Origin of the sequence: Pseudomonas saliphila (genome assembly GCF_008638345.1) — a bacterium.
GTDB classification, from domain to species: domain Bacteria; phylum Pseudomonadota; class Gammaproteobacteria; order Pseudomonadales; family Pseudomonadaceae; genus Halopseudomonas; species Halopseudomonas saliphila.
The window spans coordinates 145,861-161,030 of sequence record NZ_VTVA01000004.1 but is presented as its reverse complement, the minus strand read 5'-3'; the positions used below and the strand labels follow the sequence as shown (position 1 = coordinate 161,030).

The 15,170-nt window shown below is 60.3% G+C and carries 14 protein-coding genes and 2 riboswitches; of the genes, 5 read left to right on the top strand and 9 right to left on the bottom strand.

Features of this window, described 5'->3' with window-relative positions; genetic code table 11:
• Positions 1 to 92: 92 nt before the first annotated feature.
• The 3 genes from FHK95_RS06280 to FHK95_RS06270 all read right to left on the bottom strand — a co-directional run bounded on the left by FHK95_RS06280 (position 93) and on the right by FHK95_RS06270 (position 3,141).
• Complete coding sequence (locus FHK95_RS06280; RefSeq protein WP_178114725.1) at positions 93 to 953, bottom strand: lipopolysaccharide biosynthesis protein; 861 nt, start codon at positions 951 to 953, stop codon at positions 93 to 95.
• Positions 866 to 1,360 (bottom strand): hypothetical protein, encoded by a 495-nt coding sequence (locus FHK95_RS06275; RefSeq protein ID WP_150303740.1) that lies wholly within the window; start codon positions 1,358 to 1,360, stop codon positions 866 to 868. Before FHK95_RS06275 ends, FHK95_RS06280 begins: the two co-directional genes overlap by 88 nt.
• 341 nt (positions 1,361 to 1,701) lie before the next feature.
• Complete coding sequence (locus FHK95_RS06270) at positions 1,702 to 3,141, bottom strand: sodium:solute symporter family transporter (RefSeq protein WP_150303739.1); 1,440 nt, start codon at positions 3,139 to 3,141, stop codon at positions 1,702 to 1,704.
• Between the two features lie 80 nt (positions 3,142 to 3,221).
• Positions 3,222 to 3,330, bottom strand: a riboswitch (TPP riboswitch).
• Between the two features lie 90 nt (positions 3,331 to 3,420).
• A riboswitch (TPP riboswitch) is annotated at positions 3,421 to 3,517 on the top strand.
• A 47-nt stretch (positions 3,518 to 3,564) separates the two neighbouring features.
• On the opposite strand from FHK95_RS06270, the gene FHK95_RS06265 reads away from it, so the two are divergent.
• The 5 genes from FHK95_RS06265 (at position 3,565) to FHK95_RS06245 (ending at position 9,028) form a co-directional block, all read left to right on the top strand.
• Complete coding sequence (locus tag FHK95_RS06265) at positions 3,565 to 4,338, top strand: 3-oxoacyl-ACP reductase (protein WP_150303738.1); 774 nt, start codon at positions 3,565 to 3,567, stop codon at positions 4,336 to 4,338.
• Entirely contained in the window at positions 4,338 to 5,654 is a 1,317-nt protein-coding gene (locus tag FHK95_RS06260) for an LLM class flavin-dependent oxidoreductase (RefSeq protein ID WP_235906726.1), read from the top strand. Before FHK95_RS06265 ends, FHK95_RS06260 begins: the two co-directional genes overlap by 1 nt.
• A gap of 325 nt (positions 5,655 to 5,979) precedes the next feature.
• A complete protein-coding gene (locus FHK95_RS06255; RefSeq protein ID WP_150303737.1) occupies positions 5,980 to 6,624 on the top strand; it encodes an EthD domain-containing protein in 645 nt (214 codons plus the stop codon).
• 47 nt (positions 6,625 to 6,671) lie between these two features.
• Positions 6,672 to 8,198 carry an amidase gene (locus FHK95_RS06250; protein WP_150303736.1) on the top strand — a complete coding sequence of 509 codons (1,527 nt, stop codon included), beginning with the start codon at positions 6,672 to 6,674 and terminating at the stop codon, positions 8,196 to 8,198.
• A gap of 62 nt (positions 8,199 to 8,260) precedes the next feature.
• A complete protein-coding gene (locus FHK95_RS06245; RefSeq protein WP_150303735.1) occupies positions 8,261 to 9,028 on the top strand; it encodes an SDR family oxidoreductase in 768 nt (255 codons plus the stop codon).
• Positions 9,029 to 9,111: 83 nt separating this feature from the next.
• Here FHK95_RS06245 and FHK95_RS06240 read toward each other — a convergent pair whose 3' ends face one another.
• The 6 genes from FHK95_RS06240 to FHK95_RS06215 are packed head-to-tail and all read right to left on the bottom strand — an operon-like array spanning position 9,112 to position 14,995.
• Positions 9,112 to 10,434, bottom strand: a complete 1,323-nt coding sequence (locus tag FHK95_RS06240; protein ID WP_150303734.1) for a spinster family MFS transporter — start codon at positions 10,432 to 10,434, stop codon at positions 9,112 to 9,114.
• A gap of 3 nt (positions 10,435 to 10,437) precedes the next feature.
• Positions 10,438 to 11,469, bottom strand: coding sequence for a 4-hydroxy-2-oxovalerate aldolase (gene dmpG, locus FHK95_RS06235; RefSeq protein ID WP_150303733.1), 1,032 nt, complete (start codon positions 11,467 to 11,469; stop codon positions 10,438 to 10,440).
• A gap of 10 nt (positions 11,470 to 11,479) precedes the next feature.
• Positions 11,480 to 12,376: an acetaldehyde dehydrogenase (acetylating) gene (locus FHK95_RS06230; protein WP_150303732.1), complete on the bottom strand. Its 897-nt coding sequence runs from the start codon at positions 12,374 to 12,376 to the stop codon at positions 11,480 to 11,482.
• A gap of 19 nt (positions 12,377 to 12,395) precedes the next feature.
• Positions 12,396 to 13,187 carry a fumarylacetoacetate hydrolase family protein gene (locus FHK95_RS06225; RefSeq protein ID WP_150303731.1) on the bottom strand — a complete coding sequence of 264 codons (792 nt, stop codon included), beginning with the start codon at positions 13,185 to 13,187 and terminating at the stop codon, positions 12,396 to 12,398.
• Between the two features lie 13 nt (positions 13,188 to 13,200).
• On the bottom strand, positions 13,201 to 13,974 hold the full coding sequence (locus FHK95_RS06220) for a glucose 1-dehydrogenase (protein WP_150303730.1): 774 nt from the start codon (positions 13,972 to 13,974) through the stop codon (positions 13,201 to 13,203).
• A gap of 25 nt (positions 13,975 to 13,999) precedes the next feature.
• Positions 14,000 to 14,995: a flavin reductase gene (locus FHK95_RS06215; RefSeq protein ID WP_150303729.1), complete on the bottom strand. Its 996-nt coding sequence runs from the start codon at positions 14,993 to 14,995 to the stop codon at positions 14,000 to 14,002.
• Positions 14,996 to 15,170 lie beyond the last annotated feature (175 nt).

Sequence of the window (15,170 nt, the reverse complement as noted above, 5' to 3'; positions counted from 1 at the left end):
GCGCGCCGCCACCGCCTGCGACCGTGATCTGGATGCTGCGAGCTCTCGCTGGTTCTGACAGTAATGGCGAGCAACTGCCCTGGTAGCGCTGCTCACAGCACCGGGTCGATCAGGTCGGGAGCTTCTGGAACCGGCCCGGCGCGTCGCCAGCGCAGCTCGGATGTCAGGATGAACAGGCCGAGCAGGGCCTCGCAGAGGATGACCACCACCGCCGGGGTCAGCAGGCCGTAGATCGGAATGAGCACTGCGTTGAGCGCGACGCTGACTGCCCCGCAGGTCAGTCGCATGAGCACGAAGCGGTTGTATCGTTCCTTCGCGACCCAGTGCATCTCGAATACCACGTTCACCAGCCGGAAGATGAAAAAGCACGACATCACCGCGACGATCAGGGCGCCGTCGGCGTAGCCGGGTGGGTAGAAGAGTTTGAAGAAGTACCAGGCGAAGACTTGATAAGCCGCGACCATGCTCAGGGAGAGGCCGGCCGCCAGCAACAGAAACCGGCGCTGGCTGAACACCTGATCACCCCGGGAAATTTTCGGCATGTAGAGCGACCAGAACGCCGTCACCAGGATTTGACCCAGAGCGATGAACGAATAGGCAGCGGTATAGACGGCGAGCGGCTCCGCGCCGAGCAGCGCCTCGATAAGAATGCGGTCGGAACCGAAGTAAAGAAAGAACGCGAAAAACGACAGAGTGAAGGGTAGCCAGGCTCGCCACAAGCGCAACATCTGGATCAGCGAGCGCACTAACCGCACCTCTGAGCTGAAAAACCTGCCAGAGCGAACGCAGGCGAGATAGAACCAGACTGAATAGCTCAAAAACGCCAGCGCCGCGCCGCAGGCGACCGCCAGTACGAGATCCTGCGTCAGCCAGAAGATGCCGAGCTTGACCGCGAAAGGAGCAGATTTGTGCAGCGAGTCGAGGCTCGAGAACCGCACCAGGCGGTCGCCCATCTGATAATGAAAGAACAGGCAACGCTGCATACGCCCAGGGCAAAGGCCTCCGGCAGGGCAAAGGCCAGGAGTGGCAAGGCGATGTCGACATCGCCGAGATACTGGGTGTAGCCAAGACTGAGCGAAGCCAGGCAGATGAAGCCCAGGGTGGACGGAAACAGCAGATTTTCGCCCTTGGCCAGCCCACGGCGCGCTGCGCTCTTGCTCAGTAGATAGTCGCGTAGGCCCAGGTCGGCGAATCCAACGATCAGCGACAGGAGCACGAGGCTAAGGGCCAGGCCCCCGTACTTCTCCATCGGAAGCTGTCGGGCTACCAGCAGCAGAAAGCAGAAATTAAGAAAGGGTTGCAGCACCATGGGGACGAGCACAAGACTCATCTTGCCCAATTCCGCATTAAGCTTCTTCATAACACTCCGTCCTTGTGAGCGTTCACTGAACTGAAATAGTCAAACTGGGGATGACGCGGGAGCTTCAGGCAGAGGCGCCACGGGAAGACTGCATCCATGACAGTGCTGGCGAAATGATATTCCCATAAATACCCGCCTTACAGACCTGGAGAAAGTCGATTGGTTCGCTTGCCGGGAATATATTTTTATCAGACTGCTTGGCGCAGCCGTTTTGGAATGCGTATGGATGAGCAGTGGCCGCCTCAAATACTGGGGGGTTACAGCTGTAGCGTGCAACTGCAGAAGCTGATCGACGACGGCCAGCGCGGCCCCTGGCTCGACCAGTGCTACCTGTTCCAGAGTTACCCCTCCAGTTTTCGCACCCGGTGCGCCAGTATGGAAAAGTCAAAGAGCTTTCCTTTCGGTAGCAGCAGCAATAATAGCGACACCGCGACAGGCACCAGCGAGGCCAGCAGGAAAGATTCCAGGAGATAGGTCAGGGGCGCGCCCGGTGCCGGGAATACCATCAGCCCGGTCACCAGGCCAGCGAAGGTGCTGAGTGCGGCGTTGTAGCTTTGGTAGCGGGCGTTGTAAAAGCCGAAAAAGACGGGGAAAGCCGCCGCGCAGCACAGCAGGTCGGCCAGCAGAAACAGGTAGAGCACGCTGTAGCCCTGAGACGCCGCCACTAGCACCGGTACCGACAGCAGCACAATCAGCCAGCGCGATAGCGAAAGAAGGCTGTGGTTGCTGAGCCTCGGCAGCAATCTGCGCAAATCCACCACCATGATGCTGGATAGCCCGCTGATGGTTGAATCGGCGCTACTCATAATCAGCGCCAGGCCGAACGGCAGCAGGCCGATGGCAAACCATACCGGCACCTCGGCCAGCAGTACGCTGAACAGTGCGACCGATCCGTCGCCGGGCAAGCCAAGCCCAACAAACGCCAGGCCAAACAGACCCATGATAAAAATGATGGGAAAGCTCAGCAGGCCGCTGATGATAAAACCGTTGCGGATAACCTTGTTATCGCGGGCAGCGAAAATACGCTGCCAGGTGCCCTGATAAAACAGCCCGGTCAGTACCACTGCGATAAAGAATGTCAGACCGGATTTCAGGCCGTTGATGTCCAGCGGGTTCAGCAGGTGCGGCGCGTTTTCCTGCAGACCCTGCAATGCTGGGGCAAGACCGCCAGCGGCTTGCCAACCGAAACCGATCAGCAACGCCAGAAAGGGCAGGATTACCAGCATCTGCACCCGGTCGGTAAAAATGGTGACGCGCAGACCGCCGTACAAGGTGTACAGCAGGGTGGAGCCCATCACTATGCTGGCCGTCAGCCACAGCGGAACCGGCGCCAGCAGTGAGACCATCATGGCGATTGCGGTCAGGCCAGCGGTGAGGCTGATGAAAAGATAAAAAAGCATGATCACAAGTACAAACGCGTACATCACCCGGCCATAGCGGCCGAGCACAAACTCGGTCAGGGTGTGGCCTTCCGGCATCAGCGAGCGAATGCGCTGGCCCAGGGGAATCATGATCAGCCTGGGCGCTAATGCGCCCAGAGCGTAGCCGGTCACAGCGCCAATACCGCCCCAGGTAGCGGCCTGTGCCGGGCCAAACAGAATCCAGGTGCCCATGGTGGTGGCTAGCAGCGTCAGCAGGGTGGCAGAGCTACTCTGGCTGTTGCGGGCGACCAGAAAATCGTCCAGCTTGTCCTGTCTGCGGCGGGCATAAATCAGGCCGGGTATGGCGAACAGCGCTGAGAACAGAATCAGCCACGCAAGGGCGGTAAAGGGGCTTAACATTGATGGTCTTCCTTGCCGCGGCAGGCGGAGGTGAAATAGCACCGGACAGCGGCAAAAAAGAAGGTGCGCACAGGCACGCGTAGAGCAGGCGTTTCCTTCCCTTCGCCGGCATTATCCGGATCAGGTTCGAAGGGTTACCGCATCGAATGCGGAGTCTCAGCCATCGCAATGGCGCCCCTAGGAGTGGCCGAAGAGTAGGAAGTCTGTGGCTGCTTGTCAAACGCAGCTAATCGAATTAATCAGTACCTGCGTATTCGCGTTTGGGCTGTGCTATGTTTCCGTCTCGACACGGGGTGTCCTGCTTTGCGGGGCTGAGAGTACACCCGTTGAACCTGATCCAGTTCACACTGGCGAAGGGATGTCAGCCGCCGGCCTGATGCCGCATCTGTCTATTCATACCTTCGCCTCAGCCATGAGGTGTCTATGCAACCATCTATCGGTCTTAATCAACAACTGGTGTTGATCACCGGTGCTGCCCGCGGTTTGGGCGAACACCTGGTGCGCGCGTTTCTACGCGAAGGCGCCAACGTAGTGATTAACTACCGCAACAGCACCGAAGCAGCGCGCAGGCTGGCCAGCGAGGAGCCCGAACGTGCCCTGGCGGTGCAGGCCGACGTTGCCGACCGCGCCGCGGTGCAGGCGATGTTCGCCCAGACGCGGGAGCATTTCGGGGTCCCGGTGACCACGGTGATCAACAACGCTCTGCCGGATTTTTCATTCAACGGTGATGCCCGCCCGAATGCGGATCAGCTGACCTGGGAAAATCTGAACCAGCAGTTTGTCGGCGTGGTGGGCGGTGCGTTGAACACCACCCAGGCCGCGCTGGCGGGTATGCGCGAAGTCGGGTTTGGCCGCATTGTGAATGTAGGAACGAACCTGTTTCAGAATCCGGTGGTGCCGTACCACGATTACACCGCGGGCAAAGCGGCTTTGCTGTCGCTCACCCGCACCCTGTCGCAGGATCTGGGCCCGGATAATATCACCGTGAACATGGTGTCCGGTGGCTTGCTGCGCACTACCGATGCGTCTGCCGCCACGCCTGAGGCGGTGTTTGACTTTATCGCAGCGAGTACCCCGTTGCGGCGGGTGACCACGCCGGCGGAATTTGCGGATGCCATCCTGTTTTTTGCCTCGCCGTGGGCGCGTTCAGTGACCGGGCAGAATCTGGTGGTCGACGGCGGACTGGTGAAAAACTGATGGCGGACTCACATTCACCCCCGCGGATGATGCACATCAACCTGTTCTTGATGGGCTGCGGCCACCATCGCGCCGCCTGGCGCCACCCGCAGTCTGCGGTGGAACAGTTGGGCGACATTCGCTATTACGAACGCCTGGCGCAAACCGCCGAACGGGGCAAGTTGGACGCCGTATTTTTCGCCGACAGCAGCTCGGCAGGCAATGTGTCGGACGGTAGCTGGTGGTATCTGGAGCCGCTTACAGCCATCGCAGCCATGAGCAGGGCGACGGAGAAAATTGGTTTTATCAGCACTGTCTCCAGCACCTTTTACACCCCGTTTCATGCCGCACGTCTGGTAGCGTCGCTGGATCACATCTCTGGCGGCCGCATCGGCTGGAATGTAGTCACCTCCATGTTTGATGTGGAAGCCCGCAACCACGGTTATGAATCGATGCCCGGCCACGCCGAGCGCTACCGGCGCGCTGATGAGTTTGTGCAGGCAGTGCTGGGGTTGTGGGATTCATGGGACGATGACGCGCTGTTGTTTGATCGCCAGGGCCATTATGCCGACCCGGCCAAAGTGCAGCCTGTTAACCATCGAGGGGAGTTTTTTCGGGTGGACGGGCCTCTGAACGTACCGCGTCCGGTGCAGGGCCATCCGGTGCTGTTTCAGGCCGGCGCCTCGGAGCCCGGGCGCGAGCTCGCGGCCCGATGCGCCGAGGCCATCTACGCGGTGGCTTACGATTTGCCCGCGGCGCAAAGCTACTACCGCGACATTAAACGGCGGGTAAAAGCCGCTGGCCGTGAGGTTGACGTGCCCATCATGCCCGGGCTGGTCACTTATGTAGCGGCCACCGAAGCGGAGGCCTTGGCTAAACAGCGAGAGTTGGACGAATTGCTGCCCGCTGATGCCTCTTTGCGCCAGTTGGCGACGTTTATTGGCCAGGACTGTTCGAGCTGGGAGCTGGACGCCCCGGTACCTGCGTTACCGCCGCTGGAAGAATTCAGCGGCCCGCAAGGGCGTTACAGCACCATTTTGCGCATCATTGAAACTGAACAGCCGACCCTGCGCCAGTTGCTGGGGCGACTGGCGGCGGGCGGTGGGCACTGCACCATGGTGGGGACGCCGCAGCAAATTGCCGACAGGATGGAGCACTGGTTTACCAACGAAGGCGCTGACGGGTTTAACCTGATGCCGCCGTCGCTGCCCGCGGGTATTGAAGACTTCATCGAACAGGTGATACCAGAGTTGCAGCGTCGCGGGTTATTCCGCACTGCCTACCAGGGCAGCACTCTGCGCGAGCATCTAGGCTTGGCACGCCCTGATAAGTCCTGAACAGGGGGCAGACCGCTGCATCGAAAAAGCCGCACCTGGATGCGGCTTTTTCGTATTTTATGGTCACGTTCCGGCGGTTTCGCCTGCCAGAACGCCGCAATAGCTCAGTGAATCATCAGCATGAACCACAACCTCCCATCTCAAGGTCATCGCCTCAGGAGTTGAGACCTAAGCTCAGCTGGCATTTCTGTGTAAGCATGTGTTCGTCGCCGCCTCGGTGGATAATCGCTGCCAGCGAAGAATTTCACCTATCGTCCGAATCGACGATGTGGACCCCAGGTTCGATGTTTAGCGTAACAAACCAAATCCTGCGTCCGGAGCCCGCATGAAAGCTGTTTCCCTGCTTGTCCGAAAGCCAGAAATCACTCGTGCTGCGTTTCGTGACTATTACGAGCATCAACACTGCACGCTGGCGATGCAGCACTTTCCTTTCCAGCGCTATGTCCGCAACCATCTGGTTGGCGGCGATGACCGGTTCGGGTTCGATTGCATCAGCGAGTTCGGCATGGCAGACGACTTCCGCGGTGTTAATTTGATGGGTTCGCGCTCGCGGCAGATGTTGGAAGCCGATGAGCGTGAGTTTATGCGACCTGAGCTGATTCGCGTTGCAGCGGCAGAGGAGCATGTTCTGTTTGAGGCGGCCAGGCACGGCCCGAGCCTGCGGCGGCACGTTCTGTTGTTTTGTCATGAGGGGCGTGATCAACAGGTGTTGCGCGAAAAAATTGAAAAGCTGGGTGTGGAGTTGGCCCAACACCTGGACAGCGTAAGCCAGATCACGATGGACATTCTTTCCAGTGATCCCGCGCAGCCGTTTCCCTTTGATGCGCTGCTATGGATACAGACCGAGAACCTGGGTGGGTTACCACCACAAGTAAATGCCGTCCCCGGATGGGCTGGCGCTCTGGAAGTTGCCACCTGCGCCTCGTCCGAGGACGAGTTGAGGAAACGGTTTGTCGCATTTCAACCCTGACTGTAAAACCTGATTATAAAAACCGAATATAAAAATAAGGAACAATCATGGACGCATTATCCCGCCGCACCTTTATCGCCGGCAGCGCTGCAATCGCCGGCGGTCTGGCGCTTGCTGCGCGGCCCTCGGCGCTCTTTGCGTCGAGCAAGCTGAGCTTCGAGGAGTATCGACGCCACGATGGCTTGTCCCTTGGGCAACTCGTGCGTGATGGCGAGGTCAGTGCCAGCGAATTGCTCGAGATGGCGATCGCACGCACCGAGCAGATCAACCCCGAGATCAATGCCGTGGTGCTCAAGCACTACGATCAGGCGCGCGAGGCGGTGAGCCAGGGGGTGCCATCAGGCCCGTTCGGCGGCGTACCCTTCTTGCTGAAGGATCTGGGTGTAAGCATGCAGGGCACCGTTACCACGCAGGGTTCACGCCTGTTCCGCGATGCGGTTGCGGACGCCGATGACGCCTATGTCAAGAAAATGCGTAAGGCGGGGCTGGTGATCTTCGGCAAGTCCAACAGTCCCGAATTCGGCAGTAATCCAAGCACGGAAAGTATCCTGCACGGCGCTACTCACAACCCCTGGGCGCTTGATCGCAGCGCGGGTGGCTCCTCCGGGGGCGCCGCTGCGGCTGTGGCAGCGGGCATCATTCCCGTAGCGCACGCCAGCGATGGAGGCGGGTCTATCCGCATTCCCGCCTCCTGCTGCGGCCTGTTTGGACTCAAACCCAGCACCGGTCTGGTGCTCAAGGACGCGGCGGGCGAAGACCTGCGGGGCATCCTGTCTGCCCAGCATGTGATCAGCAGGAGCGTACGCGACAGCGCCGCAATGCTTGATCTGACGGCGCGGACCGGTCTAGGCAAGGCGTACGCGGTGCAGGCCGACCAGGGCAGTTATTTTGAGCAGTTGCAACGCAAGCCGGGGCGCCTGCGCATCGCCCTGATGCGTGACCCGCTGTTGCCGATACCGGTGGATCCGGCCTGCTACGCGGCGGTGGACATGGCAGCCCGCCAATGTGCTGCGTTGGGGCACGAGGTGGTCGAGGCCCGCCCGCCGATCGATATGCAGGCGGCCATGGGCGCAGGTGGCACCATCAGCGTGGTCGGCGTGGCTGAACGCGTCGCCGCACGTGAAGCACAGCTGGGGCGCGCCGCCACGGCTGACGACCTGGAGCAGGTGGACATCGGCATGGTCGGCTGGGGCCGCAAGGTCAGCGCGCTGGATTACCGCAAGGCGCTTGAAGACCTGGCTCGCTTGCGCGAGCAGATGCGCACGTTCATGGCCGACTACGACCTGATCCTCAGCCCAACGATTGCCCGCGAGCCGCCGCCACTGGGCGAGCTGGACATGAGTTTACCCCTTGATGAATTTGGCCCGATCGCGACACGCAGTTCGGTGTTCACCACGCTGTACAACTTTACCGGCCAGCCGGCGATGTCGGTTCCGCTGTTCTGGAGTGAGGCGGGGCTACCGATAGGGGTGATGTTTGCCGGCCGTTTTGCCGAAGAACGCACCTTGCTGCGTCTTGCCGGCCAGCTGGAACAAGCGCACCCATGGTTTCAACGGGTGCCCGCGCTGTCGTGACATTGGCCCAGACAACACAAACGTTTTTCCCTGACAAAACTATAAAACCGCTGGAGTAGAACATGTCAACAATTGCTATAACCGGAGCGGCCTCGGGCATAGGTGCAGCGCTGTGCGCTCAGCTTCGCGAAGCCGGACATACCGTAATAGGTGTCGACCGTGCCAACAGTGATATCAATGCGGACCTCTCGGGCAGCGAAGGTCGCCAAGCCGCGATTGAGGGTGTATTGGCCCAATGTGAAGGCGTGCTGGATGGCCTGGTACTGTGTGCGGGCCTGGGCGTCACGGCGCCAAACTGCGGCCTGATCGTTGCGGTCAATTATTTTGGCGTGAGTGACCTGCTTGAAGGCCTGGCTGGTGCGCTTGCCAAAGGCACGCAGCCCTCGGCCGTAGTAGTGAGTTCCGTTGCCTCCATGCAACCAGGCGCCAACAAGCTACCGATGGTCGCTGCCATGCTCTCGGGTGATGAAGCAGGTGCCGTGGCCAATGCCAATGATATGGCAAATCCGTCCATGGCCTATGCGGGATCCAAGTATGCGGTCGCCAGTCTGGTTCGACGCAAGGTAACTGAGTGGGCCAAGCTGGGCGTACGGATCAATGCCGTTGCGCCGGGTGTGGTTGAAACGCCGCTATACCAAGCGTCGATCGACGATCCGAAATACGGCGAAGCCACCAAGAACTTTGTTGCGCCCCTTGGGCGCGGCAGTCAGCCTGCAGAACTGGCCAACGTGATTCGTTTCCTGCTGTCGGATCAGGCGAGTTTTGTGCACGGGGCAGTGCTCTTTGCAGATGGCGGCATGGACGCAATGGTCCGCCCTGATCGTTTCTGATATTGCAGCTGGACCATATCGCCCCCGCACATAGCGGGGGCGATTTCGTTTTCAGCTGGAGATAACTGCGGGAAAGCGTTCCTTTAGGCCACAGCGGAGGCTGGACTAGCGGCCTGGTATGAGCGACGACCGTAGAGTATGCATAGCAGCGTGAAAGGCACGCAGACGGTGAGGCTGACCAATACCAGGGCATAACGCAGCGATTCGTCGCCGAACCTGGGCAGCAATGCGTCGCTGAGCACACCGGTAACCAGCGGGCCGAGACCCACACCCAGCAAGGTCGAGAAAATGGTCTGCAGGGCGATCGCTGTAGCGCGCTGCCACGCGTTTACCAGTTGGGTTACCAGGTTGAATGACGGCGCCACCCACCAGACAGTGAAGAACCCGGATAAGGCGCACCAGATCATTGCCGCCGGTACGGGGACGCCGGCAAGAGTAAAGGCAATTCCCGCAGGCCAGAGCAGATAGCACAGCAGGCATACCAGGTTGAGCACGTGCCCGATCAACGGGATGCGCAGCAGCCAGCTACGGTCGCTGCGGCTCAATCGGTCGGTCAACCAGCCACTGAACAGACTTCCCACTGCAGCGCTGACACCGGTGACCACGCCGGCGAGAATGCCCGCATGTTGCAACGACAGACCGTGTGAGCGCACCAGAAAGGGTGTGCTCCACATGGCAAAGGCGAACGCGCTGAAAGTGGTCAGAGCGGTGGCACTGGCCAGCAGCACGAACGCCTGGTTGCGTAATAGCGTGGTCGCCGCCTGAAGAATGCCTTCGATCGGTGGCGGGTGAGCTGTGGTGGCGTCCCAGCGGCCCCGTTGTGGCTCGCGAATGAAGAATCCGAATACCAACGACATCAATAACAGTGGTATGGCAATCAGGATGAATCCAGTGCGCCAGCCGTGCACATCGACCAGCCAGGCGCCCACACTCAGGCCCAGCACCGCGGAAAGGGTAGGGGCGCCAGTGAAGCAACTGATCGCCAAAGAGCGATTTTGCGGAGGGTAAAGGTCGGCAATCAATGACAACGACGCGGGCGTAACGGGCGCTTCGGTCGCTGCGACCAGCATGCGCGCGATAACCAGCATGGTAAAACTTACTGCGAGCCCGCATAACAGCGTGGCACCGGCCCAGAGTAGCGCTGCCACGGCGAGCACACGCAGGCGCGAATAACGGTCAGCCAGTCGGCCGGCGGGCAGTCCGAGCAGGGCATAGACAGCGGCAAAGGCCAGGCCCGAGATCAGTCCCATGGCCGCATCGCTGGCGTTGAATTCGAGTTTGATCGGCTCGATCATCACCGACATGATCTGCCGCCCCATGAAGCTGCCAGCGTAGGCAAGAACCAGGACGCCAAGCACGCCATGGGTGCGCCAGCCCAGGGAGCTGGCGCCTGGAATAGCCGCCACCTGTCAGGCCGAAGCCTGGCGTTGCTTGAGCAGGGTGAGGGCAGTGTCTTCGATCATGTCTTCCTGACCACCGACCATCCCGCGCCGGCCCATCTCCACCAGGATTTCCCGGGCGGATACGCCGTACTTCTTCTCGGCGCGCTTGGCGAACAGCAGGAAGGAGCCGTAAACGCCGGCATAGCCCATGGTGAGGGCATCGCGATCGCTGCGAATCGGGAAGTCCATGATCGGCAGCACGCGATCTTCAGCCACATCCTGAATGCCGAACACGCTGACTCCGGTTTCGATGCCCATGCGGTCACAGACTGCAATCAGCACTTCCATCGGCGTGTTGCCGGCCCCGGCGCCCAGCCCGGCGCAGGCCGCATCGATACGCGTGGCGCCGGCTTCAATCGCGGCGATGGAGTTGGAGACACCCATCGACAGGTTATGGTGACCATGGAAGCCGATCTCGGTGTCCGGGCTCAGTGCGGCGCGCAGGGCGGTGATCCGAGCGCTCACGTCATGCGGCAGAAGATAGCCGGCGGAGTCGGTGATATACACACAGTTGGCGCCGTAGCTTTCCATCAGCTTGCCCTGCGCCGCGAGATTCTCCGGGCTGTTCATGTGGGCCATCATCAGGAAGCCGACGGTGTCCATGTCCAGCGAGCGGGCCATGGTGATGTGCTGCTCGGACACGTCGGCCTCGGTGCAATGCGTGGCGACCCGAATGGTGTTGACGCCCAGTTCATGGGCCATCTTCAGGTGGTCCACGGTGCCGATGCCGGGCAGCAGCAGGGCAGAGACCTTGGCCTTCTTCATCAGCGGGATAACCGCAGACAGATATTCTTCATCGGTATGCGCAGGGAAGCCGTAGTTGACTGAGCTGCCGCCCAGGCCATCGCCGTGGGTGACTTCGATCAGCGGTACGCCAGCTTCATCCAGACCCTGGGCAATGGATTTCATCTCGTCCAGGCTGATCTGGTGACGCTTGGGGTGCATGCCATCGCGCAGGCACATATCGTGTACGGTAATTTTCTTGCCACGAAGATCCATGACGCGCTCCTTACAGTGTGGTTTGCTTGAGTAGGTTTTCAGCGAACATTTCGGCCGTGCGTGCTGCAGCGGCGGTCATGATGTCCAGGTTGCCTGCATACTTGGGCAGGTAGTCGCCAAGACCCTCGACCTCCATGAACACCGAGACGCGGTTGCCGTCAAAGACAGGGCCGTTGACCAGCCTGTAGCCGGGCACGTATTTCTGTACCTCGAGGATCATGGCGTGGATCGACTCGGTGATCGCCTGCTGGTCCGGTTCGGTTTCGGTCAGGCAATGCACGGTATCGCGCATGATCAATGGCGGCTCGGCAGGATTGATCACGATGATCGCCTTGCCTTTCTTCGCGCCGCCGACCTGTTCCACGGCGCTGGCGGTGGTGCGGGTAAATTCATCAATGTTCTTGCGGGTACCGGGTCCGACTGATTTGGACGCTGCGGTGGCGATGATCTCGGCGTATTCCACCGGCTGGACGCGGGAGACTGCAGCGACCAGCGGAATGGTGGCCTGACCACCACAGGTGACCATGTTGACGTTCTGCGCGCCTTCGCTGAGCTTGGCTTGCAGGTTCACCGGCGGTACGCAGTAAGGGCCGATAGCGGCGGGGGTGAGGTCAATCATCAGCACGCCCAGCTCGTTGAGCTTGCGACTGTTTTCGGCATGCACGTAGGCAGACGTGGCATCAAAGGCGATGCGGATGTCATCTTCCTTGATGTGCTTGAGCAGCCCGTCGACGCCCTCACTGGTGGTCTTCAGACCCAGCTCTTCAGCGCGCTTGAGCCCGTCAGAGGTGGGGTCGATACCCACCATCCAGACCGGCTCGAGGAATTCACTGCGTTTGAGCTTGTACAGCAGGTCGGTTCCAATATTGCCTGGCCCGATCAGGGCGCAGCGAATTTTCTTGCTCATGATTATCTCCGATGTCGGCTTAAGCAGTGAAACGCAGGCTGGCAGAACCCAGGCCGCTGATGGTCATCTCGATGCGATCGCCGGGCCCGACGGGCACCAGCGGCGCCAGAGCACCCGAAAGAATGATTTCGCCCTTGCGAAACGGAATACCCAGTTTGCCCAGGGTATTGGCCAGCCAGGCGACCGCTTCGCAGGGATGCCCCTGAACTGCTGAGCCGAATCCGCTGCCGGCAGGTTCGCCGTTTTTCCACATGGTCAGTTCAGCGGCAGCCAGATCCAGCGTGCGCGGATCAACCAGTTGCTCGCCCAGCGCAAACACACCGCAGGACGCATTGTCGGCAACGGTGTCCTCGATGCGGATTTTCCAGTCATGAATGCGTGAGTCGACAATCTCGAAGCAGCAGGCAACCGATTCGGTAGCGGCCAGCACATCGCTGGCGGTGATACCCGGGCCATTCAGATCCTGAGCGAGGATAAAGGCGATCTCGCCCTCGGCGCGCGGCTGTATCAACCGGTGCTCTTGGATGCTGACGTCCGTACCGCTGGCCACCTGCATGCGATTGGTCAGAAAACCGAAGTCCGGTTGATGGACGTTGAGCATGTCCTGAACCGCCTTGCTGGTAACGCCGATTTTCTTGCCGATCACGCGCTCGCCGAGCGCTTCGCGGCGCTGCAGAAACTGCAGGGAAATGCGGTAGGCATCGTCGATGCTGATGTCAGCATGCCGCTCGGTGAGCGGTGTCAGGGTGGAGCGCGTGTTCAGTGCGTTGAAGAGCTCATCGCCGAGCGCGGTAATCAATGATGGGTCCATCACGGGTAACTCCTCAGTTGGGGAAAACGCTGCTTTCAGCGCCGCCGTCGACTTCGATGATCTTGCCGGTCACCCACTTGGACGCGGGCGTCGCCAGATACAGGGCGGCGAGGGCTATATCCTCCACGTCGCCGAGGCATTTCATGGGGGTGTTCTGCTCCATGATCTGGCGAATCTCATCGGTCATGACGCCGTTCAGGGCATCTGTCTGGATCGGGCCGGGGGCGATGGCATTCACGCGAATAACCGGTGCAAAATCCTGCGCCAGCATGCGGGTCAACTGGGTCAATGCCGCCTTGGCCGAGGCATAGCGGCTGAATCCACGCTGAATGTAGCGGGCCGCACCGGAGGTGATATTGAGGATATTGCCCTGGTCCGCTTTGAACATATGCGGCGCGCAGAGCTGAGTCAGGTGGTAGGCCGAGGTGACATTGAAGTGCATGGAGCGGTCGAATTCTTCCCAGCTCAACTTCAAGGGGCTGTTCGGCCCGCCGCCGCCAGCGTTGTTTACCAGATGCGTGACCTTGCCGAAGGCTTCCAGCGCCGCAGCGACCAGTGCTTCGCGCTGCGAGGCGTCGGTGACATCGCAGGCAACGCCGATGGCCTCGCCGCCACGCTGTCGGATCTGTTCGGCAACGGCGTCCACGTCCGCCTGGGTCCGTGCGGCGCAGACCACCTTTGCGCCAGCGTCGGCATAGGCGCTGGCAATGGCCGCGCCGATTCCTTTGCTGCCACCAGAGATGATGGCAACACGGTCTTGCAGGGTGAACCGATCGAGCAAACTCATCGTGACTCCTTGGTTGTTCTAGACGCTAGAGGTCGACGGACTGGTCGGATGCGGACCACAGATCAGGAACCCCTGGGTCGGTAGCCTTGATCAGGCGCTTGAGCAGAATTTTCAAAGCCTGGGCATCACCGGGCCCGAGCTTCTCGGTGACTTCTTCCTCGACAGCCTTGGCCAGGGCGATCTGCTCCAGGGATATTTCCCGCCCTTCGGCAGTGAGGATGAAGCGGCGCTGCCCGTTGATCTGTTCCGCGACGATGTAGCCCTGCTTTTCCAGGAATGCCAGGAGCGACAGATTGGCCTCGCGTCCGGTGTAGGAGACGAAGCGGTTAATCTCCTCCAGCGTCAGTTTGTCCTTGATGCTGAGTACCGACAGCACAAAGAACGCGTGCTCGTCCAGCTTGTGGCTTTTCAGCAGGGTGTGCAGCGCAGCCACCAGTTGATAGTGCGCGCGGCCGGCCAGGTAGCCGAGCAGGTCCTCGGTATAACTGCATTCGAGCGGGTCTTCGGCAGACAGGCGCACCCCTTCGCGGGGTTTGCGGGCAGCGAGGGCGTACAATCCGCTCTGGAATGCCAATGGCGGCAGTTCGCTCTTGTCGAAGCCAAGTACTTCTCCGACAAAGATGATGTGATCGCCGCCTTCGTACATGAAGGAGGTGCGGCACTGGAAGCGCGCTGTGCAGGTTGGCAGGAGCGGCACGTCATTGATGCCGTCATCGAGCGCCAGTCCGCTGAACTTGTCCTCGCCGCGCGAAGCAAAGCGCCCTGACAGCGCTTCCTGCTCCACGGAAAGAACATGCACGTTCCAGTGCTTGTTTTCGGTGAAGGCCTCGAGGCTGTAAGCTGACTTGGCCAGGCTCCAGAGTACAAGCGGGGGGTTCAGGGAAACCGAGTTGAAACTGTTGGCGGTGATACCCACAGGCTCGCCATCGGCGTTGCGCGTGGTAATAATAGTCACCCCGGTAGTGAAGGTGCTTAGCGCATCGCGGAACGCCTTGGGATTGAATCCGGCTGGAGCAGTCATATTCTGCCTCGCATTATGTGTGTCTATCGTGTCCGCAGTATTCAGCTCGCAATAGCGCCTGGTCATCGTCTGCATGGACTAACGACGCCCCGTTAATGGTTCTCGTCCAAATGGAGGTGGTTCGCCCCTGGGCGCGGGTTTACCGTGACCGACACTCACAGAATCAGACCCGCAA

Coding starts and splice junctions, on each gene's coding strand:
- FHK95_RS06280 (WP_178114725.1), bottom strand. CDS start 953: ATGGGCGACCGCCTGGTGCGGTTCTCGAGCCTCGACTCGCTGCACAAA.
- FHK95_RS06275 (WP_150303740.1), bottom strand. CDS start 1,360: ATGAAGAAGCTTAATGCGGAATTGGGCAAGATGAGTCTTGTGCTCGTC.
- FHK95_RS06270 (WP_150303739.1), bottom strand. CDS start 3,141: ATGTTAAGCCCCTTTACCGCCCTTGCGTGGCTGATTCTGTTCTCAGCG.
- FHK95_RS06265 (WP_150303738.1), top strand. CDS start 3,565: ATGCAACCATCTATCGGTCTTAATCAACAACTGGTGTTGATCACCGGT.
- FHK95_RS06260 (WP_235906726.1), top strand. CDS start 4,338: ATGGCGGACTCACATTCACCCCCGCGGATGATGCACATCAACCTGTTC.
- FHK95_RS06255 (WP_150303737.1), top strand. CDS start 5,980: ATGAAAGCTGTTTCCCTGCTTGTCCGAAAGCCAGAAATCACTCGTGCT.
- FHK95_RS06250 (WP_150303736.1), top strand. CDS start 6,672: ATGGACGCATTATCCCGCCGCACCTTTATCGCCGGCAGCGCTGCAATC.
- FHK95_RS06245 (WP_150303735.1), top strand. CDS start 8,261: ATGTCAACAATTGCTATAACCGGAGCGGCCTCGGGCATAGGTGCAGCG.
- dmpG (WP_150303733.1), bottom strand. CDS start 11,469: ATGGATCTTCGTGGCAAGAAAATTACCGTACACGATATGTGCCTGCGC.
- FHK95_RS06230 (WP_150303732.1), bottom strand. CDS start 12,376: ATGAGCAAGAAAATTCGCTGCGCCCTGATCGGGCCAGGCAATATTGGA.
- FHK95_RS06225 (WP_150303731.1), bottom strand. CDS start 13,187: ATGGACCCATCATTGATTACCGCGCTCGGCGATGAGCTCTTCAACGCA.
- FHK95_RS06220 (WP_150303730.1), bottom strand. CDS start 13,974: ATGAGTTTGCTCGATCGGTTCACCCTGCAAGACCGTGTTGCCATCATC.
- FHK95_RS06215 (WP_150303729.1), bottom strand. CDS start 14,995: ATGACTGCTCCAGCCGGATTCAATCCCAAGGCGTTCCGCGATGCGCTA.